The sequence below is a fragment of the Acidovorax sp. GW821-FHT09A11 genome (genome assembly GCF_059418365.1).
Genome location: NZ_JBWKPS010000005.1, coordinates 1 through 26,232 on the forward strand (window position 1 = coordinate 1; position 26,232 = coordinate 26,232).

A 26,232-nucleotide genomic window follows, 5' to 3' on the forward strand; every position below is an offset into this window, starting at 1 on the left:
CGCCCCTTCCGTGCCGCCAGCGGCCGCCCGCGGCCCCGCCGGCAGCGAGACCACCTGGCCCCTGGGCCGCGCGGTGGCCCAGCTGCATGGCGTGTACATCCTGGCCGAGAACGCCCAGGGCATGGTCATCGTGGACATGCACGCCGCCCACGAGCGCATCGTCTACGAGCGCCTCAAGGCCCAGGTGGATGGCGACGCCCGCATCGCCAGCCAGCCGCTGCTGATCCCGGCCACCTTCGCCGCCACGCCCGAGGAAGTGGCCACGGCCGAGGCATCCGCCGAGGTGCTGGCCATGCTGGGCATGGAAGTGGTGCCCTTCTCGCCCAAGACGCTGGCCGTGCGCGCCGTGCCCACCACCCTGGCCCAGGGCGACCCGGTGGAACTGGCCCGCAGCGTGCTGGCCGAACTGGCCGCGCACGACGCCACCACCGTGGTGCAGCGCGCCCGCAACGAAATCCTGGGCACCATGGCCTGCCACGGCGCCGTGCGCGCCAACCGCAGGCTCACCATCGACGAGATGAACGCCCTGCTGCGGCAGATGGAAACCACGGACCGGTCGGACCAGTGCAACCACGGGCGGCCCACCTGGCGGCAGCTGAGCATGAAGGAACTGGACGCGCTGTTTCTGCGCGGGCGCTAGCCCCAGCGGCCGGCACCACCACCGCCTGCGACATCGCCCGAGCCCCGTCCTCCAGCCATCGCCCTGTCACCGCGCCGCCCATGACCGACCCCACCGCACCGCACCGGCTGCTGGCCGCTGCCGCCCTGTGCCTGGTGGCTTTGCCCGCCCATGCGGGGCGCCCCCTGTCGGTGGACGACGCCGGCGTGGACGAGGCAGGCCACGGCCACATCGAAGTGTGGTGGGAAGGCCGGCGCGGCCAGCGTGGCACCGTCTACGCAGCCCCGGCATTCACCCCTGTCGAGGGATGGGAACTGGGCGCGCTGCTGGCCCGCGACCGGGACGAGCGCCATACCCTGCAAGGCCTGCAGGCCAAATGGCTGTGGAGCCCGGCACAGGAACAGGGCTGCAACGCGGGCAGCAGCGCGGGCATCACCCACCGGCGCCAGAGCCCCGGACAAACCGCCGGCAGCCTGGTGGCGCTGAACCTCATCGGCACCTGCGCGGCGCCCTGGGGCGTGGTCAACGCCAACCTGGGCAGCCAGCGGGAACGCGGGCAATCCTGGCGGGCCACCTGGGGGGCATCGGTGGAGCACGGCTGGGGCGCAGTCACCCCCCATCTGGAAGCCTTTGGCACCCAGCACGGCGCGCCCACCTTCCAGACCGGTGCCCGGTGGGAATGGGCGCCCGGCCGGCAGCTGGACGCCACGATCGGCCGCCAGCAGGGGCGCACCTGGCTGAGCGTGGGATTCGCGCTGGGGTTCTAGGAGCCGGCCCGCGATCTCGCGCCCCCCGAGGCGGGCGCCGAGGTGCTTCTTTGGCTGGCCTTAAGGCACGGAGCGCGGCTTTGCCGGCAGAATCGGCCGCCCTGCCCCCAAGGACCCTGCCCATGATGGCCTTCGACGCCCAGTCCATCGCACAAACCACCCCCACGGGCGACGCCATTGCCCGGGCCGTGGCGGCCGGCTGGGCGCTCGGTCCCGTGGAGCACTGCGTGCTGCTGCGGCGCGGCTTCAACCAGGTGTACGAAGTGCGCTTTGCCAGCGGCCAGCACGCCATCGCACGCCTGTGCGCCGAGAGGCCGCGCGGCGCGCCGAACATCGCCTACGAGACCGCCCTGCTCACGCACCTGCGGCGCGGGGGTATCCCGGTCGCCGCCCCGCTGCCGGCGGCCGATGGAAGCTTCAGCGTGGCGCTCGCCCTGCCAGAGGGTGGCCGCGCGCTGCTCCTGTTCGACTTTCTGGCGGGAGATCCCCCCGGCGAGTCGCTGGTGGACATCGAGGCCACCGGCCGGGGGCTGGCCCGGATGCACAACGCCGCACAGGGCTACCACGGCCCGCCAAGCCGCTACACGCTGGACCTCTCCCTGCTGCTCGATGCATCGCTGGAACGCATGCTCGCCGCCCCCACGGTGGACGCGGCGCTGGGACGCGAGTTTGCCGCGCTGGCCGGCGGGCTGCGCCAGCGCTTTGCCGCATGGCCCGACCTCACCCGCGTGCACTGCCACGGCGACTGCCATGGCAGCAACAACTTCATGAGCGACGGACCCGGGCAGGGAGACGAAAGCAGCCGCGTGGCAGCCTTCTTCGACTTCGACGATGCGGGCCCGGGCCTGCTGGCCTACGAGCTGAGCGTGTTCCTGTGGGTGCTGCTGCCGCGCAGCCTGGAAACACCCCTGTCCGCCGCCCTGCGGGAACGCTGGCAGCGCTACCTGGCGGGCTACACCGGCGTGCGCCCCGTACCGCCGCAGGATCTGGCGGCCATTGCGCCCTGCCTGGCGGTGCGCCAGTTCTGGGTGATGGGCGAATACGCGGGCCGTATCCCCGTGTGGGGCACCCAGGCCATGCCCACCCACTGGCTGCGCAAGCAGATCCCGCTGATGCAGGCATGGATGGACCTGCCGACCGCCGAGGGGCTGGTGGCCGCGGCACCGGCCGTGGCCGCGCCCGCCGCACAGGCGCATTGAACGCTGGGGCCCGCCAGGGCGCCCTGGCCCTCCGCCCAGGACAAGGCCCGCGGCGGCGGGCCTTGTCGTGTGGTTTCAGCCTGGCACCGGGCCAGGGCCCGTGGCCGTTGGCGGATCAGTTGTCCCGCGCCGCCTTGGCGGTGTCCGGGAAGTCGCTGAACACGCCGTCCACACCCAGGTTGTAGAACAGCTTGTACTCGGCCTTGGGGTCGCCCTTGAAGTCCGAGGCCAGGCGCTTGGCCTCGCTGCGGAAGGTGTAGGGGTGCACCATCAGGCCCGCGGCGTGGGCATTCTTCACCACATCGGTGGGCGCCATCATCACGCGGTCGCGTTCGTCGATCTTGCCGTCGCCATTGAGGTCATCGGCCTTGCCGTCCTTGTTGGCGTCCACCTGCTTGGAGGGGATGAGGTACGGCTTCCAGGGGCCGATGCCGTCGGCATAGGTCTTGACCTCCTTGAGGCCCGCGGGGGTGAGCAGGCTGGCGAAGGTGCGCGCGTCGCCGGCCACGGCAAAGTCGTAGGGCTTGTCGTAGGGGGCGGTCAGGTCCATGCTGCCGTCGGGGTTCACGTCGTTCGCGTCCACCAGCTGCACCAGGCGGATCTGCGTCTTGGTGCGCAGGTACTTGAGGTTGGACACCTCGAACGACTGCACGATGACCGGCGAGCTCTTGGCGGTGTAGCCGTACTTGGCCAGCGTGGCGAGCAGGCGGTCTTCCAGCGGCAGGCCCAGCTTGGCATGGAAGGTGGGGTGCTTGGTCTCGGGGTACACGCCCACGGTGCGGCCGGCCTTGGCGCCTTCGTTCTTGGCGAGGTCCAGCACTTCTTCCAGGGTGGGGATCTGGTACTTGCCGTTGTGCGACTGGTCGCGGTCCGACAGGGGCTGGACGGCGCGCAGGGTCTTGATCTCGGCCAGGGTGAAATCCGACACGAACCAGCCCTCTTCCTCCACGCCGTCCACCATCTTCTTGGTCTTGCGGCCCGCGAACTCGGCGCGGGTGGACACATCGGTGGTGCCGGTGATGTTGGGTTCGTGGCGCGCCACCAGCACGCCGTCCTTGGTGGCCACCAGGTCGGGTTCGATGAAGTCGGCGCCCATGTCGATGGCCCGCTTGTAGCCCTCGAGCGTGTGGTCGGGCAGGTAACCGGCGGCCCCCCGGTGGCCGATCACGAGCGGCTTGTCGCCATTCAGCGTGGGATAGGGGTTGTCATCGTTGCCGCCGCAGGCCGCCAGCGTGGCCAGCAAGGCCAGCGCACCCAACTTCGCACCAGGAATGTGCATGCTCTTCTCCTCGTTGTGTTTAGAACCGCCGAACTGTGGCCGCCGCCTGTGACAAGGCGATGACTCCCGTTTTGCGCGCCGGTGACAGCCCACGCCAGCCCCCCGCCGCACCAACATATGGCAACCCACCCGCCACATTCCCCACCATTGTGCATAGGCATGCGCATAAACGTATAACTTTTGAACATAATTCGATGTTGCAGCGCGCCATTGCCTGCTTTTTGACGCAGAAAGCTTTTTGAACATGAAATACGAGTCCGCAGGCAGCTTCCTTTCCCACGTGGCCCACCGCAATCCGGGTCAGCCCGAATTCCTGCAGGCCGTCACTGAAGTCATGGAAAGCCTGTGGCCCTTCATCGCCCAGCACCCCCGCTATGCCGAGCATGGCCTGCTGGAGCGGCTCGTCGAGCCCGAGCGCATCGTGATGTTCCGCGTGTCGTGGGTGGACGACCATGGCACCGTGCAGGTCAACCGCGGCTACCGCATCCAGCACAGCATGGCGATCGGCCCCTACAAGGGCGGCCTGCGCTTTCACCCCTCGGTGAACCTGTCGGTGCTCAAGTTCCTGGCTTTCGAGCAGACCTTCAAGAACGCGCTGACCACGCTGCCCATGGGCGGCGGCAAGGGCGGCTCCGACTTCGACCCCAAGGGCAAGAGCCCCGGTGAAGTCATGCGTTTTTGCCAGGCCTTCGTCTCCGAGCTGTTCCGCCACGTCGGTGCCGACACCGACGTGCCGGCGGGCGACATCGGCGTGGGCGGCCGCGAGGTGGGCTTCATGGCGGGCATGATGAAGAAGCTCAGCAACCGGGCGGACTGCGTGTTCACCGGCAAGGGCCTGTCGTTCGGCGGATCGCTGATCCGCCCCGAGGCCACGGGCTATGGCACCGTGTATTTCGCGCAGGAGATGCTCAAATCCCGGGGCCGCTCGCTCGACGGCATGCGCGTCTCGGTCTCGGGATCGGGCAACGTGGCGCAGTACGCGGTCGAAAAGGCCCTGCAGCTGGGCGCCAAGGTGGTCACTGTGTCGGATTCGAGCGGCACCATCGTGGACGAGGACGGTTTCACCCCGCAGAAGCTGGCCGAGCTGATGGAGGTGAAGAACCACCTGTATGGCCGCGTGAGCGACTACGCAGCCCGCACGGGCTCCCGCTTCGAGGCCGGTGTGCGCCCCTGGCACGTGCCTGTGGACGTGGCCCTGCCCTGCGCCACGCAGAACGAGCTGGACGCCCAGGACGCCGCCACCCTGATCAGGAACGGCGTGGTCTGCGTGGCGGAAGGCGCCAACATGCCTTCCACCATCGATGCCGCCAAGGCCTTCGAGGCGGCAGGCGTGCTCTACGCCCCCGGCAAGGCCAGCAACGCCGGCGGCGTGGCGACCTCGGGCCTGGAGATGAGCCAGAACGCCGCCCGCCTGTCGTGGCCCCGCGAAGAGGTCGATGCGCGGCTGCTGCAGATCATGCAGGGCATCCATGCCGCGTGCCTGCACTATGGCAAGCGCAGCGACGGCAGCGTGAGCTACGTGGACGGCGCCAATATCGCGGGCTTCGTCAAGGTGGCCGACGCGATGCTGGCGCAGGGCGTGGTCTGACCTTTCTTCGGGAAACGTTTCAGAAGCGGTGAAAAGAAGGGCAGTTGCCGGGCAGTTGGCGGGCTCTGCGGGAAGATGGGCACAAACCCTGCTTTCCGTGCGAGAACTTTCCGGCACGATGGCGACTCTCTCCTTTCCATGAAACGCACCCCCCTCCTGATCTCCCTGGCGCTGGCCATCGCCGTCTCGGCGGGCTGCGCCACCCTCGACGCCAAGCAGCGCGAGTGGATCTTCCAGCCCAGCGACCGCAGCTGGGGCGGCCCCCAGTCCACCGAGGACATGCAGGACGTGTGGATCGATTTCCAGTCCGAGGCCACCGGCCAGCCTGGCCGGCTGCACGGCCTGTGGCTGGCCCATGCGCGCGCGGACGCCCCCGTGATGCTGTACCTGCACGGGGCGCGCTGGAACGTGGCGGGCTCGTCCGGCCGCATGCGCCGCATGCAGGAATTGGGGTTCTCGGTGCTCGCCATCGACTACCGGGGGTTCGGCCAGAGCAGCGCCGCGCTGCCTTCCGAGGTCACGGCCGGTGAGGACGCCCGCGCCGCCTGGGACTGGCTCGCCCGCCAGGCGCCGGGCACGCCGCGCTACATCTTCGGGCACTCGCTGGGCGGGGCCATCGCCATCGACCTGGCCCGCCAGGTCCCCGACGAGCAGGGCACCATCGTCGAAGGCACGTTCACGAGCATCCCCGAGGTGGTCAGCACCTTCAAATGGGGGTGGCTGCCCGTGTCGGCCCTCATCACCCAGCGTTTCGAATCCGTGCGCAAGGTCTCCGAAATCGGCTCGCCCCTGCTCGTGGTGCATGGCAGCGAAGACAGCCTCATCCTGCCCAGCCTGGGCCGCAAGCTGTACGAGGCGGCGGCCGAGCCCAAGCGGTTTGTGCTGGTGGAGGGTGGATCGCACCACACCACCAACGCCGTGGGCCAGGGCCTCTACCGCGAGGCCATGGTGGCTCTCTTCAAGCTGAAGTAATTTGGCCTGGAGGGCACGCCCTCAGCGCCGCACCGCCTGCGCCAGTGCCGCCCAGGCCTTGAGCGTGAGCGGGTGGGTGAAGCCCGCGCCCGCCACCGGGTGCGACGAGAGCTTGACCACCACCATCTCGGCAGCCGGGTTCACATGGATGAACTGGCCGTGGATGCCCGCGGCCTCCCAGGCGCCATCGGCGTTGTGCAGCACCCACCACTGGTTGCGGTAGCTGTAGCCGGGGCGAAACGCCATGCCGCCCATCTTGAACTTCTCGCGGTCGCCGCCTTTGGCGGTATCGTCGATCACGGCCTTGTCAAAAATCTTCTGGCCGTTGTAGCTGCCGCCCAGGCGCAGCATTTCGCCAAACCGCGCCAGGTCGCGCGCCGTGGCATTGAGCCCTGCGCCCTGCAGCGGCGTGCCCACGCTGTCCACCATCACGTGGGCGTCTTCTTCCATGCCCAGCTTCTGCCAGATGTTCTCGCTCATCAGCTCGGCCCAGTGCTTGCCGGTGGCGCGCGAAACAATCCAGCCCAGCACCTCGGAATGCACGGTGCGGTACACAAAACCCGCGCCGTGTTCGCCTTCCTTCTTGAGCGTCTTCAGGAAGTCATACACAGTGGTCGGCCCCTGGTAGCCCGGCGGGCGTGGCAGCATGCCGCTGGACCAGCTGTAGCCAAAAATTTCGGTCGTGGGGTCGGTGTAGACCTCGCGGAAACGCACGGCACCCGTCATGTCCATCACCTCGCGCACCTTCATGTCGCCCCAGGCCGAGTCGGCCAGCTCCGGCACATATTTGGTGACCAGCGCGCTGGGGTCGATCTTGCCCTCGTGCGCCAGTTGCGCGGCCATGAGGCCGGTGAACGACTTGGTGACCGAGAACAGCAGGTGCGGCGTGTACGGCTTCATCTGGTTGTCGTAGCGCTCGTACACCACGCGGCCCTTGTGCACCACCACCAGCGCATCGGTGTAGGTGCGGGTGAGCCACTGGTCCACCGTGATGGGCTGCCCCTTGTCGTCATCAAACACCACGCCGCCCAGGGGCTTGGGGTCTGCAGGCAGGGCCGATGCAGCCGCCCCACCCCGGCGGATGTTGTGCGTGGGCTGCAGCTCGCGCAGGTGCTGCAGCGCCCAGCGCATCTGGGGGTACTTGAAGGAATTGCTCAGGTCCACACGCTGCGAGCCCTCGGGCGGGAAGGTGGTCATGTAGCCCAGCTTGTCCAGCGTCACGCTCTCTGGCGCGGGCAGGGCGGGAGCCTGGGCCTGGGCGACCAGGGCGGTGCCCAGGGCGGCCAGCGCCAGCGCACTGCGCAGCCGGGTGGTCATGGCGGGGCGCCAGCCCTGGGACCCTCGGCGGGTTGTGATCTTGTGCATGGGATGTCTCCTGGCTTGTTGTGTTGTGTGTTGTTGTGCGGCGGCCTGGACCCGGCCAGCCGCACCACCATGGTGCTGCGCCACCGGCCCCGCGCCCTGTCACCCGCGCGACGCGCGTCACACACCAACTCTCACCATCTCTCACAAGCCCCGCCCGGCAAGGCGCCCGTGCCCCATCTGGTACCCTCAGACAGATATGTCTGCCCCCTCCGCCACCGCCGTGCCCACGGCTGCTTCCGCCTCCATCCAGCCCGGCCTGGCCATCCTGGTGCTCGCGCTGCTGCTCTCCATCCAGCCCGTCACCACCGACCTGTACCTGCCCGCCCTGCCCGCCCTCACGCGCAGCCTGGGCGCACCCATGGCGGCCGCGCAGCTCACGCTCAGCGGCCTGCTGCTGGCGTTTGGCTGCTCGCAGATGGTATGGGGGCCGCTGTCGGACCGCTTCGGACGCAGGCCCATCCTGCTGGCGGGGCTCGGCATCTACACCCTGGCATCGCTGGGCAGCGCATTTGCACCCACCATGGCGCTGCTCATTGTGTGGCGCATCGCCCAGGGCGCCGCGATGGGCGCGGTGGTGATGTGCGCGCGGGCCATCGTGCGCGACCTGTACACGCCGCTCGACGGCGCGCGCGCCATGTCCAAGGCGCTCACGGGGCTGGGCATCGTGGCCTGCATCTGCGCGCCCATGGGCGGGCTGCTCAGCGAATGGCTGGGCTGGCGCGCGGCGCTGCTGGCGCTCACGGTGTATGCCGTCGTCACGCTGGCCCTGGTGGCGCTGCGCATGCCCGAGACCCTGGCGCGGCGCAACCCGCAGGCACTGCAGCCGCGCGTGCTGCTGGGCACCTGGATGCAGGTGCTGCGCCACCCCACCTTCTGGGCGTTCTCGCTGCAGACCACGGCCACCTACGGCGGCCTGTTCACCTTCCTGGCAGCCTCTTCGTTCGTCTACATCGACGTGCTGGGCCTCACCCGCACGCAGTACGGCTGGACCATGGCGTCTGCCTGCCTGGCCTACTTTGGCGGCACCTTCCTGTGCCGCAGCCTGCTGGCCCGCTTCGGCCTGCAGCGCACGGTGGCCATCGCGGGGGCACTGAGCATCAGCGGCGGCACGCTGATGGCGCTGGTGGCGCACCTGGGCTGGCACCAGCCCTGGGCGCTGACCTTGCCCTTCTATCTCTTCATGCTGGGCCACGGCATCCACCAGCCCTGCGGGCAAAGCGGCGCTGTCGGCCCGTTTCCGCAGGCGGCGGGCGTGGCGTCGGCGCTCAATGGTTTCATGATGATGCTGGCCGCCTTTGCCATCGGCGGCTGGCTGGGCGCGCGCCTGGACGGCACCGTGTGGCCCCTCGTCAACGGCATCTGGTTCTGGTCGGCCGCGCTGGCGCTCATCTCGTGGACGCTGGTGCAGAAGTTCGGAGCCCGCGCGTGACCCTGCCCGAGCCCCTGCTGCCCGCCATCGCCCTGGCAGGTCCCACGGCTTCCGGCAAAACGGCGGGCGCGCTCGCGCTGGCCGCCGTGCTGGGCAGCCAGGGCGTGCCGGTGGAGATCATCAGCGTCGATTCCGCCCTCGTCTACCGGGGCATGGATATCGGCACCGCCAAGCCCGCCCCCGAGGAACGCGCCGCCGCGCCGCACCACCTCATCGACATCCGCGACCCGCTGCAGGCCTACAGCGCGGCCGAGTTCGTGCAGGACGCGGCGCGGCTCATCGGCGAGATCCGCGCGCGCGGCGCGCTGCCCCTGCTGGTGGGCGGCACCATGCTGTACTTCAAGGCGCTGTTCGACGGCATCGACGACATGCCCGCCGCCGACCCCGCCGTGCGCGCGCGGATCGAAGCGCGGGCCGCCGAACTGGGCTGGCCCGCGCTGCATGCGGAACTGGCGGCGGTAGACCCCGTGACCGCCGCCCGCCTGGCGCCTGCCGACAGCCAGCGCATCCAGCGCGCGCTGGAGGTGTGGCATGTCTCCGGCCAGCCCCTGTCGAGCTTTCACACTACAAAAAAGAGAGCTTCAGGCGCAGATCCAGCAAGCGCTACAGCCCTCTTTTCCTTGGAACCGGAGGACCGCGCCTGGCTCCACGCCCGCATTGCCCAGCGCTTTGACGCCATGCTCGCTGGAGGTTTGCTCGACGAAGTGCGGACCTTGCGCGCGCGCGGCGACCTGCATCCGGACCTGCCCTCCATGCGCTGCGTGGGCTACCGCCAGGCGTGGGAAGAGCTGGACTTCCAGGCCACCCGCGCACCCGGCACGCCCCTGAACCTGGCCCACCTGCGCGAGCGCGGCATTGCCGCCACGCGCCAGCTCGCCAAGCGCCAGATCACCTGGCTGCGCGGCATGCCGGGGCGCTACACCATTGCGTGCGACCAGCCCGACGCCACGGCCCGGCTCGTGCAGGCCGTGCTGCGGCGGCTCGCGCAGCGCGAGCAGGCCGCGCCATGACGCTGCTGCGCGCCGAACAGCTGGGCAAGCGCTACGGCGACACGCCGGTCTTCGCCCAGGTGCAGTTCACCGTGGCGCCCGGCGAATTCGTGGCCATCGTGGGCGACTCGGGCGTGGGCAAGTCCACCCTGCTCAACTGCCTGGCCGGGCTGGACAGCTGGGACACCGGCCGCATCACCCACAGCACCACCGACCTGGGCGAGCTCGACGACACGGGGCGCGCCCTGTGGCGCCGCGCCCACGTGGGCTTTGTCTTCCAGGCCTTCCACGTGCTGCCGCACCTGGACGTGGCGCAGAACGTGGCCCTGCCGCTGATGCTGCTGGGCCGCAACGACCCGGCGCGTGTGCAGCAGATGCTGGACGCCGTCGACATGGGCGCACTGGGCGCGCGCCTGCCGCAACAACTGAGCGGCGGGCAGCTGCAGCGCGTGGCCATCGCCCGCGCGCTGGTCCATCGCCCCGCCCTGCTGCTGGCCGACGAACCCACCGGCAACCTCGACCCCACCACCGCCGCCCGCGTGATGGACCTGCTGCTCGCGCAGACACGCGGGCATGGGGCGTCGCTGGTGCTGGTCACGCATTCGGACGCCGCTGCGGCCCGCGCCGACCGGGTGCTGCGGCTGCGCAGCGACGGCATCAGCGCGAGCGGCTGACCCGCAACACCCGCATCACGGTTCGAGGCGGGGCGCGCGGAAGCGCCCGTTCTGGTGCAGCACCACGGCACGCACCTCGCCGCTGGAATAACGCTCGAACTCCAGTTCCGCCCGCACCGCATCGTACGCAAACCGGTCCTGCTGGCCGGGAAGCGGGTATACCGTGTAGCGCGGTTGGGAGCCCAGGCGCACCTGCAGGCGGCCACCCGTGGCCTGCACATCCAGCACATTGCCGCCGCGCAGGCGGTAGCGGCCCAGGTACGGGGCCAGCACCTCGTCCGATTGTGGCGGCGCTAGGCCAACCAGCGGTTCCTCTGCACGCTGGGCCGTCAAGCGCGCGCCAAAACGCGTGTAGCGCAGCACCGCGGGCCGCCCTTCCTTGTCGCGCTCGAAGCGCAGCTGCCGGCCCGATGCGGGCTGCGTGAAGGCGTCGGGCCCCAGCACCTGCAGCGGCTCGAACACACCGCCAGTGGGCCGCAGCTGCAACTGGCCATCCACCAGGGCAAGGCTCAGGGCCACCGCAGGCGACGCGCGGTAGACCCCTTCGTACGGCGCCAACGCGGCCGCGTCGGTGGCGGGCTGGCCGGGCGGCACGGGGTAGCGCAGCGCCAGCAGCGGCGTCATCACATCCTGCTGCGCGGCCCGTGCGTTGGCCACCAGGGCGATCACCGCCTCGCCCCGGTCGGGTGCCAGCAGCCATACGCTGCGAAAGCCCCCCGTGCCGCCGCCATGCAGCCAAGTGCGCAGCCCGTCGCGCTCGCGCAGCATGATGGCGTAGCCGATCTGGCCGCCGTCGTGGTCCGCCAGCGGCGTGAACAGGCGCTCGGCCGCCGGGCCCAGAGGCCCCCGCGCGCCGGCCAGCAGCGCGCGGCTGAACACCAGCATGTCGGCCGCCGTTGAGTGCAGGGCCCCCGCACCGGCAAAGGCATCGAACTCCCACACCGACACCGGCGTCTCGCCTTCATGTGGCGCAGCCAGGCGCGGCGCCTTGCCGCCCAGCGACTGCACCGTGTCCTGCATGCCCAGCGGGCCGGTGATGCGCTCGTGCACGAGCGTGGCCCAGGGCTGGCCATAGCGCTGCGCCAGCACCTCGCCCAGCACCGCAAAGCCAAGGTTGCTGTACACGCCCGCGCACGGCGGCGACTGCGCCAGGCGTGCATCGGCCAAGGCCTGCCACAGGCGGGGGCGGTCGTAGCGCAGATAGGGGTTGGCGGCGTCCGAATCGCGGCGGAAGTCCGCCGGCAGGCGTGGCAGGCAGGAGGTGTGCGTGACCAGCTGGCGCAGGGTGATGGCCGCCACCGGGGCGGGCAAGGCGAGCGCCATGGCGGGCGTGCCATTGAGCAGCCCGCCCAGCGTGTCGTCCAGCGCCATGTCGCCGCGCTCCACTGCCTGCGCCAGCAGCAGGCCGGTGAACACCTTGCTGATCGAGCCCACCTCGAACAGCGCCTGGGCAGGTGCCTCTGCCACACGGTTGCGGGCCGTGCCGAAACGGGCCTGGCCACCGTGCCATACCCCCACTTCGGCGGCGCCGCGCAACGGGCCCAGCGCGGCAGCGGCCATGGTGTCCGCGGGTCCCGACCAGTCGAAGCCTGGCGGCGGGGCTGGCGTCGGCGGCGGGGCGGCATGTCCCGCCAGCGCCATCCACAACACTCCCGAGGCGAGGATGTGCCGCGCCAGGCGGGACGCCGGGAGAAGGGTTCCATCACAGCATGCCATTCCATCGCCTCCCTGAGCGGCACCACGGGGCGGATGCCATGGCGGCATGGTCGCATGCGCTGGCTGTGGGCCAGCTTAAGGGCGCGGTGTTCCCGGATCCTTTTCAATGCGTTCGCGCAAGGCCAGGCCGCACAATCCCGCCATGCTCGCACTGCTTCGCACCTTCTCCTGGCAGGATCTGCGCCACCATCCCTGGCGCAGCGCCGCGGCCGTGACCGCGGTGATGCTGGGCGTGGCGCTGGCCTTTGCGGTGCATGTGATCAATGCGTCCGCGCTGGACGAGTTCTCGCAGGCGGTGCGGGCGGTCAACGGCCAGCCCGACCTGGAGCTGCGCGCCATGCAGGGCAGCCTGCCCGAGGCGTTGTACGGACAGCTCGCCACCCATCCTCAGGTGGCGCGGGCCAGTCCGCTGCTGGAGCTGGCGGCGGTGGCACGGGCCGCCGTGCGGCAGGATGCCGAAGCGCCGCCAGCGCCCCCGCCGCCCGGCACGCCGCTGCGGGTGCTGGGCGCCGATGCGCTGCTGGTGCCCACGATGGCGCCCGCGCTGATGCCCCGGCCGTGGCCGGGCGCCGATCGCCTCGCGGTCTTCGCCCCCGCCACGGTGTTCCTCAACGCCGCCGCGCTCCAGGCGCTGGGGCTGCCAGCAATCCCCACCGGCCCTGCGCCGCGGCTGTTGCTGCAGGCCGGCCTGCGGCAGTGGACGGTGCACGTGGCCGGTACGGTGGCGGCCGGCGGCGCCCCCCTGGCGGTGATGGACATCGGCGCCGCGCAGGACCTGTTTGGCCGCACGGGGCAGTTGAGCCGCATCGACATCCAGCTGCAGCCCGGCACGGACCGCAGCGCCTGGGAGCAGGCCGTGCGCGCCCTGCCGGGCTGGCCCGCCGATGTGGTGTTCGCCCAGCCAGGCGACGCGGCCCAGCGCATCGGCAACCTCTCGCGCGCCTACCGGGTGAACCTCACCGTGCTGGCGCTGGTGGCGCTGTTCACGGGGGCGTTCCTGGTGTTCTCGGTGCTGGCGCTCAGCGTGGCGCAGCGCGCGCCGCAGTTCGCGCTGCTGGCCGTGCTGGGCGCAACGCCGCGCCAGCGCCTGTGGCTGGTCCTGGCCGAGTCTGCCACGCTGGGGCTGGTGGGCAGCGCCGCCGGCATCGCACTGGGCTCGGCCCTGGCCGCCGCCGCGCTGCGGCTGCTGGGCGGCGACCTGGGCGGCGGCTACTTCGCGGGCGTGCAGCCCGCGCTGCAATGGAGCGCCCCGGCGGCCCTGGCCTATGGTGCCCTGGGCGTGGTGGCCGCGCTGGTGGGCGGCTGGTGGCCCGCGCGCGCCGCGCAGGCGCTGCCGCCCGCGCAGACGCTCAAGGGCCTGGGCACGGCATCCCAGCAATCCGCCAATGGCGCGATGGGACTCATCTTGACCGCAACGGGTGCGCTGCTGGCCATGGCGCCACCTGTTTTTGGCATACCGCTGGCGGCCTATGCGGCCATCGGCCTGCTGCTCGTCGGCGGCATTGCCCTGCTGCCCTGGGGCATGGCTTGGCTGCTGCGCCGCCTGCAGCCGCTGGCCGCACGCCATGCCCTGCCACTGCTGGCGGTGGAGCGTGCGCGGCGCATGCGCGGCACGGCGGCCATCGCCGTGGGGGGCGTGGTGGCCAGCCTGAGCCTGGCGGTCGCGCTGACGGTGATGGTGTCGAGCTTTCGCGGCTCGGTCACGCAGTGGCTGGACGCGGTGCTGCCGTCGCCCCTGTATGTGCGCCCGGCCATCAACGCCCCGGGCAGCGACGCCGCGCTGCTGCCCGCCGGCTTTGCGGAGGCGGTCGCCCAGCTGCCCGGGCTGGAGCGCGTTCAACCCCTGCGGGCCAGTCCGCTGCAGCTCGATGCCGCCAGTCCCGCGCTCACGGTCATCAGCCGCCCGCTGGGCAATGATCCCGCGCGCCAGCTGCCCCTGGTGGGCGATGCGCTGCCCGTGCCCGCGGGGTACACCGGGGTGTACGTGAGCGAGGCGGTGGTGGACCTGTATGGCATGCGCCCGGGCATGGAATGGCCAGCCCTCTCCAGGGCTTTCAGCCCTCCCGCCCTTGGTGATAAAGCGCAGAAAGCTATCTTTTATATAGCAGGCGTCTGGCGCGACTATGCCCGGCAATCGGGCGCAGTGGTGATGGACCGTGCGGTCTGGCTGCGCCTGACCGGTGATGCCCGCACCAGCGATCTGGCCCTGTGGCCCCGTGAAGGGGCCGATCTGCAGGCCTTGCAGGAATCCATCCAGGCCGTGGCCGCAGCGCATGCCGGCGAACCCCGGAGGGCGGGTGCGGCGGACGCCGCGCCCCTGGCTGACTTGCAGCCGGCGGCGCTGGTGGAGTTCGTCTCCTCCGGCACGATCCGCGCGCGCTCGCTGCGCATCTTCGACCGCAGCTTCGCGGTCACCTATTGGCTGCAGGCGGTGGCGATCGGCATCGGGCTCTTTGGCGTGGCCGCCAGCTTCAGCGCCCAGATCCTGGCGCGCCGCAAGGAGTTCGGTCTGCTCGCGCACCTGGGCCTCACGCGCCGCCAGATCCTGGCCGTGGTGGCCGGCGAAGGCGCCGCCTGGACGGGTGTGGGCGCGATGGCGGGCCTGCTGCTGGGCCTGGCCGTGTCGGTGGTCCTGGTGCACGTGGTCAACCCGCAGAGCTTTCACTGGACCATGGACCTGGCGGTTCCGGTGGGTCGGCTGGGCGCCCTGTGCATGGCCGTGGCCGCATCCGGCACCCTCACGGCGTGGCTCGCTGGACGCGCCGCGGCGGGAAGGGATGCCGTTCTGGCGGTAAAGGAAGACTGGTAGCCGACTGTTAAATATTGTTTGCAATCATTGCAAATATTGATGATCATCCACCATCAAACAAGCGCCTCGGGATTCGCCAGCCCCGGTCCAGTGCCGGATCGCAGCCAGTCCCGCCAACATCAAATGCGCCGAGCTCTTGGTTCAAGGGTGCAGACGCAGAGGGAGATCCATGAAATCGATAGTCCGCCAACTGGCCGCCATGGCCATGCTTTGCTGTGGCCTGGCCGCACCCGCCTGGGCACAACTCATCATTCCTTCCGGAGGTTCGTTCGACGTGCCGGGTGGCTCCATGGACTTGGGGTGCCTCTCCGTGGAGGTGGAGGGCTCGCTGAACATCATCGCGGGCCAGTTCTCGACCACCAGCAACCTCAATGTGGCAGGCACCGGCACCTTCAACGGAGGCTCCGGCGTGCTCGCGGTGGGCGGTGACCTGAGCAGCACCGGCACCTTCAACGCCGGGAATGGCACGGTGGCCCTCACGGACGGCTGCACCGGCAACACCAGCCAGCTGTCAGGCACCATGGTCTTCCAGAACCTGACTCTGTCCAGCGCCACAGGCCGCACCTTTGTCATCCCCGCAGGCACCAACATCACCGTGCTCGGCACCCTGACGCTGCAGGGCGCACCAGGGCAGAACATCCAGCTGGTCTCCTCGGGCGGCGGCACGGCAGTCATCAACCTGGCCCCCGGCGCCACGGTGAACCAGAGCTTCGCCTCCGTGGCAGGCAACGTGCAGATCGGTGGCGCAGCGGTTGCCACCAGCATCCCCACGCTGAGCGAGTATGGCCTGATGCTGCTGGCACTGTTGATGGGCATGGCGGCCTTCTGGCAGCACCGCCGCAGCCGCGCAGCGCAGCGCATTTGATTGATTGAGGCCAGGAACACCACACAATGAAATACCGCTTCCACTCCCTGCCTCTGATCGTTGCCCTGGGCGCCGTCTACGCCGCGCACAGCCCCACGGCCCTGGCCGCCGACATCTCCGCCACCGTGCCCAGCGGCGGCGGGTTCGTGATCAAGAACTCCACCGGCACCCAGGAGCACTTTCGCGTGCAGGACGGCGGCGAAGTGCGGGCCCCTGGCCTGCTCGGCGCAACACCCAACAACAATCTCACCTGCTTTGACGGGCCCACCGGCCGCCTGGGGCCCTGTGCAGGGGGCATCGGTACCGGGGCGACTGGTGCCACCGGACCCACGGGACCTGCCGGTGCAACCGGCGCCACCGGGGCAGGAGCCACTGGCGCCACGGGCGCAACAGGGCCGACGGGCACCACCGGCCCCACGGGTGCCGCTGGCCCCACCGGAGCCACCGGAGCGGACAGCGCCGTGCCTGGCCCCCAGGGCATCCAGGGGATCCAAGGCCCGGTCGGCCCCACCGGAGCAAACAGCGTGGTGCCCGGGCCACAGGGCATCCAGGGGACTCCAGGGATTCAAGGCGCCACAGGCCCCACGGGTGCGACCGGCGCCACGGGAGCTGCCGGCGCATCGAGCGGTGGCGTAGTGGTTCAAGACAGCAACGGCGCCAACCTTGGCACCGTCATCGACGTGTCGGTGAGCAGCCAGTCCTATGTGGCCTTCCTGACCTCCACAAAACACTACGTCAAGCTGCGCTTCAATGGGACGATTCAGAACGAATCTTCCATCTACTTCACTTCTAGCGACTGCACGGGCACGCCGTATGGTGGCAGTGGGGGCACTTCGGGCAACCAGCGTTTTGCGAAAACCGTGGTCTACCGCACGACAGGGCAGCTCTACACCCTGGCCAACCCTGACGCCAATGGCCTGGCCACTCCCGTTTCGCAGGCCACGCTGGGTATCACCGTGGCCTCCATCGAGGACAACGTGTCGGGGGCTTGCAATTCGTCGGTCTCTACCCAGCACATGTTCCCGCTGACCTTGGTCGCGCCCGCCGCCGTGGGGCTGCCGGCCAGCATAGCAGCACCACTTTCGTTCACGCCCTGAGTGCCACGAGCACGCAGACAAGACAGGCGGTTCATAGAAGCGTTCCATCAGTGAAGTCCCCCAGCACACGGTAGGGTGTCGGCCTCCAAAGGTCCATGGCGCCTCACGAATCTCCACCTCTTACTCCCGCCTGCCATGAAGCTCAGATACCAGCCACTTCTTGTCGCCCTGGGCACAGCCTACGCCCTGCACAGCCCCACGGCCCTGGCCGCCGACATCTCCGCCACCGTGCCCAGCGGCGGCGGGTTCGTGATCAAGAACTCCACGGGCACCCAGGAACGCTTCCGCGTGCAGGACAGCGGCGAAGTGCGGGCCCCTGGCCTGCTCGGCGCGACGCCCAACAACAATCTCACCTGCTTTGACGGGCCCACCGGCCGCCTGGGGCCCTGCGCAGGGGGCATCGGCACCGGGGCGACTGGCGCCACCGGCCCCACGGGCCCCACCGGAGCGATCGGAGTGACAGGGCCCACGGGGGTCACGGGTGCTGCCGGTGCGACCGGTGTGACGGGAGCGGCGGGACCCACGGGCGCCACGGGTGCAACTGGCGCTACCGGGGCAGGAGCTACTGGTGCGACCGGCTCGACAGGACCTGCTGGAGCCACAGGAGCCATGGGAGCCATGGGCCCCATCGGTCCAACAGGGGCCGACAGCGCCGTGCCCGGACCACAAGGCGTCCAGGGGATTCAAGGCCCTGTAGGTCCCACAGGCCCCATTGGGGCCACTGGCGCCACCGGGGCAGGAACAGTGACACTGACCACTGTCTCCAACAGCGACAATTGGTCCTTCGGCGGCGTGGGCGATCCAGCAGGAGGTGACCAAGTCACGGTGACCGCAACTTGCTCAGCAGGAAAAACAGTGGTTAGCGGGGGCTGCCGCGCTACCGCAGGCGCCAGCGGCAGCTATTTTGGAGGTGGCTACCCCTCTGCGGCCGACAAATGGACGTGTGAATACTCAATTTGGGGTGCACTGTCAGCGCAAGCCTATGCAATCTGCCAGTAGGATGCGCTGGCCTCAACCACGCTTACGCTGTACAAGAATGGAGCATCCACGGGACTGAGTTCCTCCGTGAGCAGCACACCGGCGGGCCGCTTGCACCAGTGCAGCGCGGCCCTCTGCCTACTAACGATCCTGCGTGGCATATGAGCAGGGCCAGCGTTGGCGGGATTTACATCCGATAGAAACGCGATTGAAGGAGTCGCAATCGACGCCATGCGCTGCGAGTGATTCAGGAGGTTTGCATCGGCCTGTGCCAAGCCCAAAAAAGATGCCATATCGCACTTCCTGATCATTCGCCTCCAAGTAGGATTGCGACACAGAACCCTGGCGGACGACAGCCTGCGCCTCTCCCGGACTGCGCGCAGGCTGGACACCAGGGGCTGCTCGCAGTACGGGGGATACACACCCAGGTTCCAAAGCCCTCGCTAAAGACATATGCCTCGCGTCGTCCTCAACATGATTGTTAAGAACGAGGCCCCGGTCATCGCCCGGTGCCTCGGCTCGGTCAAGCCCTGGGTGGACCACTGGGTCATTGTGGACACGGGCTCCACCGACGGCACGCAGGACCTCATCCGCGCGTTCATGCAGGACGTGCCTGGCACGCTGCACGAACGGCCCTGGAAGAACTTCGCGCACAACCGCAACGAGGCGCTCGAACTGGCGCGCCCCCATGGGGCCTATCTGCTGTTCATCGATGCCGATGAGCAGCTGCGTGTGCCGCCGCAGTTCACCTGGCCCGAACTCACGGCCGATGGATACACCCTGACCTGCCACATGGACGGCTGGGAATATCAGCGCAACAGCCTGGTGGCCACCCGCATCGGCTGGCGCTGGGAGGGTGTGCTGCACGAGTACCTGACCGCCGCGCAGCACGGCCCCTGGCAGACGCTGCAGGGACCGGTCATCCATGTGTCTCACGATGGCGCCCGCGCGCGCGACCCCGAGACCTATCTGCGTGACATGGCGCTGCTGGAACAGGCCGTGCGGGACGACCCCACGAACACGCGCAATGTGTTCTATCTGGCCCAGAGCTGCCGCGATGCCGGGAAGATCGAGCCCAGCCTGCTGTGGTACCAGCGCCGGGTCGACATGGGGGGATGGGACGAAGAGCGCTGGTATGCCCTGTTCCAGATCGCCGTGCTGCATGAGCGCAACCAGGCCCCACCCGCCACCGTGCGCGATGCTTATCTGGCTGCCTACGCGGCCCGCCCGCAGAGGGCTGAGCCCCTTTGCGAACTGGCCCGCTATCACCGCGAACGGGCCGAACATGCACTGGCCACCGTGTTTGCCCTGCAGGCATCACAGATTCCGCAACCTGCGGACATTCTTTTTGTGGATACACAGGTGTACACATGGCGTGCACTGGATGAGCTGGCCGTCAGCGCCTTCTACACCCCCCACCGAGACCTGGGTCGTGCTGCGCTGCAGAGGCTGCTGGCCGAGCGCCGATACCCGGCGGACCAAGCCCAACGCATCGAAGCAAATCAGGTTTTCTACGGTCTGTGACCATCTCTGCGGCCCAGGCTGGAGGCGCTGCGACAATGCTCGCATGCAGACTCTCTCCCCTCCTTCCCGCTGGCTCCATGAAGCCATCGCCCGCATCGAAGCCGACTACCAGCGCAGCGCCGACACGCACCTGATCCCGCTGCGGCTGCCCGCGTTTGCCGCGCATGGCATTGACCTGTACCTCAAGGACGAATCCACCCACCCCACGGGCAGCCTGAAGCACCGGCTAGCGCGGTCGCTTTTCTTGTATGCACTGTGCAACGGCTGGGTGCGTGAAGGCTCGACCATCGTCGAGTCGTCCAGTGGCTCCACTGCGGTGAGCGAAGCCTACTTTGCGCGGCTGCTGGGGCTGCCGTTTGTGGCGGTGATGCCGCGCAGCACCTCGCCCGAGAAGGTCGCGCAGATCGAGTTCCATGGCGGGCGTTGCCATTTTGTGGACAGCGCGGGAGCGGTGTATGAGGCGGCCCATGCGATTGCCGAGGAGACGGGCGGCCACTACATGGACCAGTTCACCTATGCCGAGCGCGCGACAGACTGGCGCGGCAACAACAACATTGCCGAGAGCATGTTCACGCAGATGGCGCGCGAGCCGCACTCGGTACCGCGCTGGATTGTGGTGGGCGCGGGCACGGGCGGCACCAGCGCCACCATTGGCCGCTATGTGCGCTACCAGCGCCATGCCACGCAGGTGTGCGTGGCCGACCCGGCGGGTTCGGTGTTCAGTGCCTACCACCGCACGGGCGATGCGCAGCTGACGGCGCCAGGATCCCGCATTGAAGGCATTGGGCGCCCACGGGTGGAGCCCAGTTTCATCCGCACGCTGGTGGACCGCATGGTCGATGTGACGGACTGCGAATCCATTGCCGCCATGCGCGCACTGTCGCAGCTACTGGGGCGGCGCGTGGGGCCCTCCACCGGCACCAACTTTGTGGCCATGCTCACGCTGGCCAGCGAGATGCGCGAGCGGGGCGAGCGCGGCTCCATCCTGTCGCTGCTGTGTGATGCGGGCGAGCGGTATTTACCCACGTATTTCGACACCGAATGGGTGGACCGCACGTTCGGCGATTGCTCGGCAGCGCAGCAGAAGGTAGATGGCCTGATCGGCTGATGCCAGCCGCGCACTGCACCATGCCCTCCACCGCCCTGTCCCCGGGCCCTGCCGGGCCATTCACCGGCCCCGCTGCCACGCGCCGCCAGTGGCTGGCCAGGCAGCTGCCGCTGGGCATGGCGCTGGCGGGAGGGGCGGCGGGCTGGCTGCCCGGTCCGGCATCCGCCCTGCCGGCACGCACGCTGGCCTTTCCGCGTGACCATGGCAGCCACCCGGAGCTGCGCACCGAGTGGTGGTACATCACGGGGCATGTGCAGGCGCGGGGCCAGCCCTGGGGATTTCAGCTCACGTTCTTTCGGTCACGCGTGGACGCCACGCAGCCACTGCAGTCCGCGTTTGCCGCCAAGCAGCTGCTGTTCGCGCATGCCGCCGTCACGGACGTGCAGGGCCAGCGTCTGGTGCACGACCAGCGCATCGCACGCACGGGTTTCGGCGTGGCGCAGGCCAGCGAGGCCGATACCCGCATCCGGCTGCAGGACTGGACGCTGGAGCGCAGCGACATGGCGCACGGCAAGCCCCACTTGGCGCTCAGCCGCTACACGGCCCGGATCGCAGGCAGCGAATTCGGCATGGAGCTGCAGTTCGACAGCACCCAGCCCGTGCTGCTGCAGGGCCAGCAAGGCCTGTCGCGCAAGGGGCCTGACGCGGCGCAGGCCAGCTACTACTACAGCCAGCCGCAGCTGGCGGTCAGCGGCCACCTGACGGTGGGGGGCCGCCGCATGGATGTCACACCCGGCACCGGCCGCGCCTGGATGGACCACGAATGGAGCGAGGCCCTGCTGCACCCCGAAGCCCAGGGCTGGGACTGGATCGGGATGAACCTGCACGATGGCAGCGCGCTCACCGCGTTCCGCCTGCGGCGTGCCGATGGCTCGGCGCTGTGGGCGGGGGGATCGCTGCGCGCGCCAGGGCAGCCCGTGCAGGCATTCGACGCACGGTCCGTGGTGTTCACGCCGCAGCGGTGGTGGAGCAGCCCGCGCAGCGGCGCGCGCTATCCGGTGCAATGGCGGGTGCAAACACCCGCTGGCGCGTTTGAAGTGCGCACCGTGCTGGACAACCAGGAGCTGGACAGCAGCGGATCGACGGGCGCGATCTACTGGGAAGGCTTGTCCGAGCTGGTGGACCACGCAGGCCTGCCCGTGGGCCGGGGCTACCTGGAGATGACCGGATATGCAAAACCGCTGCGCCTGTGAAGGCGGCAGCGGCTGGGGATGGGAGGGCCGCCAGAGGCGGCCGTATCGCCTCAGTGCTTGGCGGAGTTGCCCGAGCGGCGCTGCGCCAGCCACGCGATGATCTCGCCCATGATGCCGCGGCGGAAGGCGAGCACGCAGACGACGAAGATCAGCCCCGTGACCATGGTGACGGATTCGCCCAGGGTCTTGAACCACTCCACGCTGGTCAGCGCAGCGAGCAGGTTGCCGAATTCGCCGATCTTGTTCTCCAGCAACACCACCACGGCCGAGCCGATCAGCGGGCCCGACAGGGTGCCCAGCCCCCCCACGAGCGTCATCAGGATGACCTGGCCCGAAGCTGTCCAGTGCACGTCGGACAGCGTGGCGAAACCCAGCACCAGCGTCTTGAGCGAACCGGCAAGGCCTGCCAGCGCCGCCGACAGCACGAAGGCCAGCAGCTTGAAGCGGTGCGTGTCGTAGCCCAGCGAGATGGCGCGAGGCTCGTTCTCCTTGATGCCCTTGAGCACCTGGCCGAACGGCGAATGGATGGTGCGCACGATGACGAGGAACGCCAGCACCACGATCACCAGCGCCACGTAGTACATGACCAGGTCGCTCTGCAGGCTGATGATGCCAAACAGCTTGCCGCGCGGCACGCCCTGCAGGCCGTCCTCGCCCCCGGTGAAGGGCGCCTGCAGGCAGGCGAAGAACAGCATCTGCGCCAGTGCCAGCGTGATCATCGAGAAGTAGATGCCCTGGCGGCGGATGGCCAGCCAGCCGAACAGCAGGCCCAGCAGCGCGCCACCGGCCGTGCCCAGCAGCAGGCCGATCTCGGGCGTGAGGCCCCAGACCTTGATGGCGTGGCCGGCCACATAGGCGGCGCCCCCCAGGAAGGCGGCATGGCCGAATGACAGCAGGCCGGTGTAGCCCAGCAGCAGGTTGAACGCGGAAGCGAACAGCGCGAAGCACATCAGCTTCATCACGAAGACGGGATACGCGCCAAGGAAGGGCGCGGCGATCAGGGCCAGCAGCAGCAGGCCGTAGCCGATGGAGGCAAGGTTCTTGGTATTCATGCGGACGGCCCCTTATTTTTCTTTGCCGAACAGGCCGGCGGGGCGGATGAGGAGAACGATGACCATGATGACGAACACCACGGTGGAAGACGCTTCGGGGTAGAACACCTTGGTGAAGCCCTCGATGACACCCAGGCCCAGCCCGGTGAGGATGGAGCCCATGATGGAGCCCATGCCGCCAATCACCACCACGGCGAAGACCACGATGATGAGGTTCTGCCCCATGAGCGGCGTGACCTGATAGACCGGCGCCGCCAGCACGCCGGCAAACGCGGCCAGCGCGGCACCGAAGGCATAGGTCAGCGTCACCATCACCGGCACGTTGATGCCGAAAGCCTCCACCAGGCGCGGGTTCTCGGTGCCGGCGCGCAGGTACGCGCCGAGCTTGGTCTTCTCGATCACGTACCAGGTGGCCAGGCACACGACCACCGAGGCCACCACCACCCAGGCGCGGTAGTTGGGCATGATCATGAAACCCAGGTTGGTCGCGCCCTCCAGCAGCTCGGGGGTGTCATACCCCAGTCCGGAGACGCCATAGATCGAGCGGAACACCCCCTCGATCAGCAGCGTGAGGCCCAGCGTGAGCAGCAGGCCGTACAGGTGATCGAGCTTGTAGATCCAGCGCAGCAGCAGGCGCTCGATCAGCACCCCGAACAACCCCACCGCCAGCGGCGCCAGCACCAGCATCCACCAGTAGTTGATGCCGAAGTAATTCATCGCCATCCAGGTCATCAGGGCTCCCGTCATGAACAGCGCCCCGTGGGCGAAGTTGATGACGTTGAGCAGGCCGAAGATCACGGCCAGCCCCAGGCTGAGAATGGCATAGAACGAGCCGTTGACCAGCCCCAGGAGGAGCTGGCTCAACAGGCCCGGCAATGAGACACCAAAGATTTCCATGGGAGGCAGCTGCAGGTGGTGGTGAACGGTTCAGGTCGGGAGGAAAGGGGGTGCCGGGCAGGCCCCTGCGGGCCACCGGACCGGCCCTGGGCGCGCGCACGCGCACCCAGGGCCTTCTTTCTTTCTCAGCGGTTTACTTCCAGAGCGCGCACTTGCTCTCTGCCTTGGTGGTGAACACCGTGTCGCCCGGCAGCTTCTTGATGAGCTTGTAGTAGTCCCATGGCTTGGTGGATTCGGCGGGCTTCTTCACTTCCATGAGGTACATGTCGTGCACGTAGCGGCCATCGGGACGCAGCTGGCCAGACGCGAAGAAGTCGTTCATCTTCATGCCGCGCCAGGTCGTCATGACCTTGTCGGCATCGATGCTCTTGGCTGCTTCCACGGCCTTGAGGTAGTTCATGGTGGCGGAGTAGTCGGCGGCCTGGATCTCGCCGGGCATGCGCTTGGTCTTTTCAAAGAAGCGTGCGGCGAACTTGCGCGTGTCGTCGTTCAGGTCCCAGTACCAGCTGGTGGTGAACTGCAGGCCTTCGGTGTTGCGCAGCCCCAGGCTGTGCACGTCGCTGATGAAGATCAGCAGGCCCGCGAGCTTCATGCTCTTGCCGATGCCGAATTCCTTGGCGGCCTTGATGGCGTTGATGGTGTCGCCACCGGCATTGGCCAGGCCCAGGATCTGCGCCTTGGAGTTCTGTGCCTGCAGCAGGAACGACGAGAAGTCCGATGCATTGAGCGGATGGCGCACGGTGCCCACCACGGTGCCGCCCTTGGCCTTGACCACCGTGCTGGTGTCGGCCTCCAGCGCATGGCCGAATGCATAGTCGGCGGTGAGGAAGTACCACGACTTGCCCCCGGTGTCCACGATGGCCGAACCCGTGCCCTTGGCCAGCGCCACGGTGTCGTAGGCGTAGTGCACCGTGTAGGGACTGCATTGCTCGTTGGTCAGTGCCGAGGATGCGGCGCCGTTGTTGATGTACACGCGCTTCTTCTCGGCAGCCACCTTGGCGGACGCGAGGGCCGTGCCGGAATTGGTGCCGCCAAACAGCATGGTCAGGCCCTGGGTGTCGATCCACTCGCGCGCCTTGGACGCCGCGATGTCGGCCTTGTTCTGGTGGTCCGCGGTGAGCAGCTCGATGGGCATGCCCAGCACCTTGCCGCCGAAGTCGTCGATGGCCATCTGGATGGCCACGGCCCCGTTCTTGCCCTCCACGTCGGCGTACAGGCTGGACATGTCGGTGATGAAGCCGATCTTGACCTTGTCCTGCGCGTGCGCGGCCGAGGTGGCCAGGCCCGCTGCGCCCAGCATCAATGCCAGCACTTTGAGTTTGTTCTTCATGGATTGTCTCCTGTGGGTGTGGTGGAAGAAAACGGGAAAGAGGTCACCTGGACAGCTCAGACGCCCAGCAGTTCGGTGAGCACGGGCATCTTTGCCTCAAGCTCGGACGCACTGAACTTCTCGACGATGCGGCCGTGCTCCATGACGTAGAAGCGGTCGGCCAGCGGCGCGGCGAAGCGGAAGTTCTGCTCCACCATGACCACCGTGTAGCCCTTTTCGCGCAGCATGGTGATCATGCGGGCCAGCGCCTGCACGATGACAGGCGCCAGGCCTTCGGAAATCTCGTCCAGCAGCAGCAGGTTGGCCCCCGTGCGCAGGATGCGGGCCACGGCCAGCATCTGCTGCTCGCCGCCCGACAGGCGCGTGCCCTGGCTGTTCCTGCGTTCGGCCAGGTTGGGAAACATGGCGTAGATCTCCTGCACCGACATGCCGGGGGTGCCAGTCTTCAGCGCCGGCGGCAGCAGCAGGTTTTCCTCGCACGACAGGCTGGAGAAGATGCCGCGCTCTTCCGGGCAGTAGCCCACGCCCAGGTGGGCGATGCGGTGCGTGGGCATGTGGATCGTCTCGACGCCGTTGATCTTGACCGAGCCCTTGCGCGCGCCGGTCAGCCCCATGATCGCGCGCATGGTGGTAGTGCGGCCCGCGCCGTTGCGCCCCAGCAGCGTGACCACCTCGCCGGGTTGCACGACGATGTCCACGCCATGCAGCACGTGCGACTCGCCGTACCAGGCCTCGAGGTTGCTGATTTCAAGGGCAGGGGTCTTGGATGCGGTGGTCGCCAT

21 protein-coding genes are annotated in these 26,232 nt (G+C 68.7%); 14 read left to right on the forward strand and 7 right to left on the reverse strand.

Annotated features, from left to right (window positions below):
- The 3 genes from AC07PV_RS14335 to AC07PV_RS14345 form a co-directional block, all read left to right on the forward strand.
- Positions 1–640: DNA mismatch repair MutL family protein (locus AC07PV_RS14335; protein WP_494630566.1), on the forward strand; the 640-nt coding region annotated here is incomplete at its 5' end.
- Between the two features lie 80 nt (positions 641–720).
- Positions 721–1,386: a PA4824 family protein gene (locus AC07PV_RS14340; protein ID WP_494630568.1), complete on the forward strand. Its 666-nt coding sequence runs from the start codon at positions 721–723 to the stop codon at positions 1,384–1,386.
- A 122-nt stretch (positions 1,387–1,508) separates the two neighbouring features.
- Positions 1,509–2,585, forward strand: a complete 1,077-nt coding sequence (locus AC07PV_RS14345; protein ID WP_218340176.1) for a phosphotransferase enzyme family protein — start codon at positions 1,509–1,511, stop codon at positions 2,583–2,585.
- A 115-nt stretch (positions 2,586–2,700) separates the two neighbouring features.
- Here the strand turns inward: AC07PV_RS14345 and AC07PV_RS14350 are convergent, their stop codons facing one another.
- Positions 2,701–3,864, reverse strand: a complete 1,164-nt coding sequence (locus AC07PV_RS14350) for a glycerophosphodiester phosphodiesterase (protein WP_218295488.1) — start codon at positions 3,862–3,864, stop codon at positions 2,701–2,703.
- Between the two features lie 244 nt (positions 3,865–4,108).
- Between AC07PV_RS14350 and gdhA the strand changes: the two genes are divergently transcribed.
- Together gdhA and AC07PV_RS14360 are read left to right on the forward strand one after the other, a co-directional pair.
- Positions 4,109–5,452, forward strand: a complete 1,344-nt coding sequence (gene gdhA, locus AC07PV_RS14355; RefSeq protein WP_492244087.1) for an NADP-specific glutamate dehydrogenase — start codon at positions 4,109–4,111, stop codon at positions 5,450–5,452.
- A 138-nt stretch (positions 5,453–5,590) separates the two neighbouring features.
- A complete protein-coding gene (locus AC07PV_RS14360; RefSeq protein ID WP_369642940.1) occupies positions 5,591–6,424 on the forward strand; it encodes an alpha/beta hydrolase in 834 nt (277 codons plus the stop codon).
- A gap of 21 nt (positions 6,425–6,445) precedes the next feature.
- Here the strand turns inward: AC07PV_RS14360 and AC07PV_RS14365 are convergent, their stop codons facing one another.
- Positions 6,446–7,741 (reverse strand): serine hydrolase domain-containing protein, encoded by a 1,296-nt coding sequence (locus AC07PV_RS14365; RefSeq protein ID WP_494630783.1) that lies wholly within the window; start codon positions 7,739–7,741, stop codon positions 6,446–6,448.
- 244 nt (positions 7,742–7,985) lie between these two features.
- On the opposite strand from AC07PV_RS14365, the gene AC07PV_RS14370 reads away from it, so the two are divergent.
- The 3 genes from AC07PV_RS14370 to AC07PV_RS14380 are packed head-to-tail and all read left to right on the forward strand — an operon-like array spanning position 7,986 to position 10,881.
- Positions 7,986–9,218: a multidrug effflux MFS transporter gene (locus AC07PV_RS14370; RefSeq protein ID WP_218295491.1), complete on the forward strand. Its 1,233-nt coding sequence runs from the start codon at positions 7,986–7,988 to the stop codon at positions 9,216–9,218.
- A gap of 2 nt (positions 9,219–9,220) precedes the next feature.
- A complete protein-coding gene (gene miaA, locus AC07PV_RS14375) occupies positions 9,221–10,228 on the forward strand; it encodes a tRNA (adenosine(37)-N6)-dimethylallyltransferase MiaA (RefSeq protein WP_494630784.1) in 1,008 nt (335 codons plus the stop codon).
- Complete coding sequence (locus AC07PV_RS14380; protein ID WP_494630569.1) at positions 10,225–10,881, forward strand: ABC transporter ATP-binding protein; 657 nt, start codon at positions 10,225–10,227, stop codon at positions 10,879–10,881. The genes miaA and AC07PV_RS14380 overlap by 4 nt, the downstream gene beginning before the upstream one ends.
- Positions 10,882–10,896: 15 nt before the next feature.
- On the opposite strand, the gene AC07PV_RS14385 is transcribed toward AC07PV_RS14380, so the two are convergent.
- Positions 10,897–12,441 (reverse strand): serine hydrolase, encoded by a 1,545-nt coding sequence (locus AC07PV_RS14385; RefSeq protein WP_494630571.1) that lies wholly within the window; start codon positions 12,439–12,441, stop codon positions 10,897–10,899.
- Positions 12,442–12,739: 298 nt separating this feature from the next.
- Between AC07PV_RS14385 and AC07PV_RS14390 the strand changes: the two genes are divergently transcribed.
- The 6 genes from AC07PV_RS14390 (at position 12,740) to AC07PV_RS14415 (ending at position 22,171) form a co-directional block, all read left to right on the forward strand.
- On the forward strand, positions 12,740–15,406 hold the full coding sequence (locus tag AC07PV_RS14390) for an ABC transporter permease (RefSeq protein WP_494630572.1): 2,667 nt from the start codon (positions 12,740–12,742) through the stop codon (positions 15,404–15,406).
- 169 nt (positions 15,407–15,575) lie between these two features.
- The gene (locus AC07PV_RS14395) at positions 15,576–16,271 is read left to right on the forward strand and encodes an IPTL-CTERM sorting domain-containing protein (RefSeq protein WP_492807270.1); all 696 of its coding nucleotides are present in this window, start codon (positions 15,576–15,578) and stop codon (positions 16,269–16,271) included.
- 26 nt (positions 16,272–16,297) lie between these two features.
- Positions 16,298–17,368: a hypothetical protein gene (locus AC07PV_RS14400; RefSeq protein ID WP_494601647.1), complete on the forward strand. Its 1,071-nt coding sequence runs from the start codon at positions 16,298–16,300 to the stop codon at positions 17,366–17,368.
- A gap of 1,431 nt (positions 17,369–18,799) precedes the next feature.
- Positions 18,800–19,870, forward strand: coding sequence for a tetratricopeptide repeat-containing glycosyltransferase (locus AC07PV_RS14405; RefSeq protein ID WP_492807273.1), 1,071 nt, complete (start codon positions 18,800–18,802; stop codon positions 19,868–19,870).
- A 43-nt stretch (positions 19,871–19,913) separates the two neighbouring features.
- On the forward strand, positions 19,914–20,978 hold the full coding sequence (locus AC07PV_RS14410) for a PLP-dependent cysteine synthase family protein (protein WP_369642952.1): 1,065 nt from the start codon (positions 19,914–19,916) through the stop codon (positions 20,976–20,978).
- 20 nt (positions 20,979–20,998) lie between these two features.
- Positions 20,999–22,171: a lipocalin-like domain-containing protein gene (locus tag AC07PV_RS14415; protein ID WP_494601644.1), complete on the forward strand. Its 1,173-nt coding sequence runs from the start codon at positions 20,999–21,001 to the stop codon at positions 22,169–22,171.
- 50 nt (positions 22,172–22,221) lie between these two features.
- Here AC07PV_RS14415 and AC07PV_RS14420 read toward each other — a convergent pair whose 3' ends face one another.
- From AC07PV_RS14420 to AC07PV_RS14435, 4 genes are all read right to left on the reverse strand, one after another.
- Entirely contained in the window at positions 22,222–23,223 is a 1,002-nt protein-coding gene (locus tag AC07PV_RS14420; protein WP_218295498.1) for a branched-chain amino acid ABC transporter permease, read from the reverse strand.
- A gap of 12 nt (positions 23,224–23,235) precedes the next feature.
- Complete coding sequence (locus AC07PV_RS14425) at positions 23,236–24,120, reverse strand: branched-chain amino acid ABC transporter permease (RefSeq protein WP_218295499.1); 885 nt, start codon at positions 24,118–24,120, stop codon at positions 23,236–23,238.
- A gap of 133 nt (positions 24,121–24,253) precedes the next feature.
- Positions 24,254–25,450: an ABC transporter substrate-binding protein gene (locus AC07PV_RS14430; RefSeq protein WP_218340167.1), complete on the reverse strand. Its 1,197-nt coding sequence runs from the start codon at positions 25,448–25,450 to the stop codon at positions 24,254–24,256.
- A gap of 56 nt (positions 25,451–25,506) precedes the next feature.
- A complete protein-coding gene (locus AC07PV_RS14435) occupies positions 25,507–26,232 on the reverse strand; it encodes an ABC transporter ATP-binding protein (protein WP_218295501.1) in 726 nt (241 codons plus the stop codon).

Bases quoted from the DNA above. Each gene is read 5' to 3' on its own strand.
- AC07PV_RS14340 (WP_494630568.1), top strand. From the start codon at position 721: ATGACCGACCCCACCGCACCGCACCGGCTGCTGGCCGCTGCCGCCCTG.
- AC07PV_RS14345 (WP_218340176.1), top strand. From the start codon at position 1,509: ATGATGGCCTTCGACGCCCAGTCCATCGCACAAACCACCCCCACGGGC.
- AC07PV_RS14350 (WP_218295488.1), bottom strand. From the start codon at position 3,864: ATGCACATTCCTGGTGCGAAGTTGGGTGCGCTGGCCTTGCTGGCCACG.
- gdhA (WP_492244087.1), top strand. From the start codon at position 4,109: ATGAAATACGAGTCCGCAGGCAGCTTCCTTTCCCACGTGGCCCACCGC.
- AC07PV_RS14360 (WP_369642940.1), top strand. From the start codon at position 5,591: ATGAAACGCACCCCCCTCCTGATCTCCCTGGCGCTGGCCATCGCCGTC.
- AC07PV_RS14365 (WP_494630783.1), bottom strand. From the start codon at position 7,741: ATGACCACCCGGCTGCGCAGTGCGCTGGCGCTGGCCGCCCTGGGCACC.
- AC07PV_RS14370 (WP_218295491.1), top strand. From the start codon at position 7,986: ATGTCTGCCCCCTCCGCCACCGCCGTGCCCACGGCTGCTTCCGCCTCC.
- AC07PV_RS14380 (WP_494630569.1), top strand. From the start codon at position 10,225: ATGACGCTGCTGCGCGCCGAACAGCTGGGCAAGCGCTACGGCGACACG.
- AC07PV_RS14385 (WP_494630571.1), bottom strand. From the start codon at position 12,441: ATGGCCGCTGCCGCGCTGGGCCCGTTGCGCGGCGCCGCCGAAGTGGGG.
- AC07PV_RS14390 (WP_494630572.1), top strand. From the start codon at position 12,740: ATGCTCGCACTGCTTCGCACCTTCTCCTGGCAGGATCTGCGCCACCAT.
- AC07PV_RS14395 (WP_492807270.1), top strand. From the start codon at position 15,576: ATGAAATCGATAGTCCGCCAACTGGCCGCCATGGCCATGCTTTGCTGT.
- AC07PV_RS14400 (WP_494601647.1), top strand. From the start codon at position 16,298: ATGAAATACCGCTTCCACTCCCTGCCTCTGATCGTTGCCCTGGGCGCC.
- AC07PV_RS14405 (WP_492807273.1), top strand. From the start codon at position 18,800: ATGCCTCGCGTCGTCCTCAACATGATTGTTAAGAACGAGGCCCCGGTC.
- AC07PV_RS14410 (WP_369642952.1), top strand. From the start codon at position 19,914: ATGCAGACTCTCTCCCCTCCTTCCCGCTGGCTCCATGAAGCCATCGCC.
- AC07PV_RS14415 (WP_494601644.1), top strand. From the start codon at position 20,999: ATGCCCTCCACCGCCCTGTCCCCGGGCCCTGCCGGGCCATTCACCGGC.
- AC07PV_RS14420 (WP_218295498.1), bottom strand. From the start codon at position 23,223: ATGAATACCAAGAACCTTGCCTCCATCGGCTACGGCCTGCTGCTGCTG.
- AC07PV_RS14425 (WP_218295499.1), bottom strand. From the start codon at position 24,120: ATGGAAATCTTTGGTGTCTCATTGCCGGGCCTGTTGAGCCAGCTCCTC.
- AC07PV_RS14430 (WP_218340167.1), bottom strand. From the start codon at position 25,450: ATGAAGAACAAACTCAAAGTGCTGGCATTGATGCTGGGCGCAGCGGGC.
- AC07PV_RS14435 (WP_218295501.1), bottom strand. From the start codon at position 26,232: ATGGCGACCACCGCATCCAAGACCCCTGCCCTTGAAATCAGCAACCTC.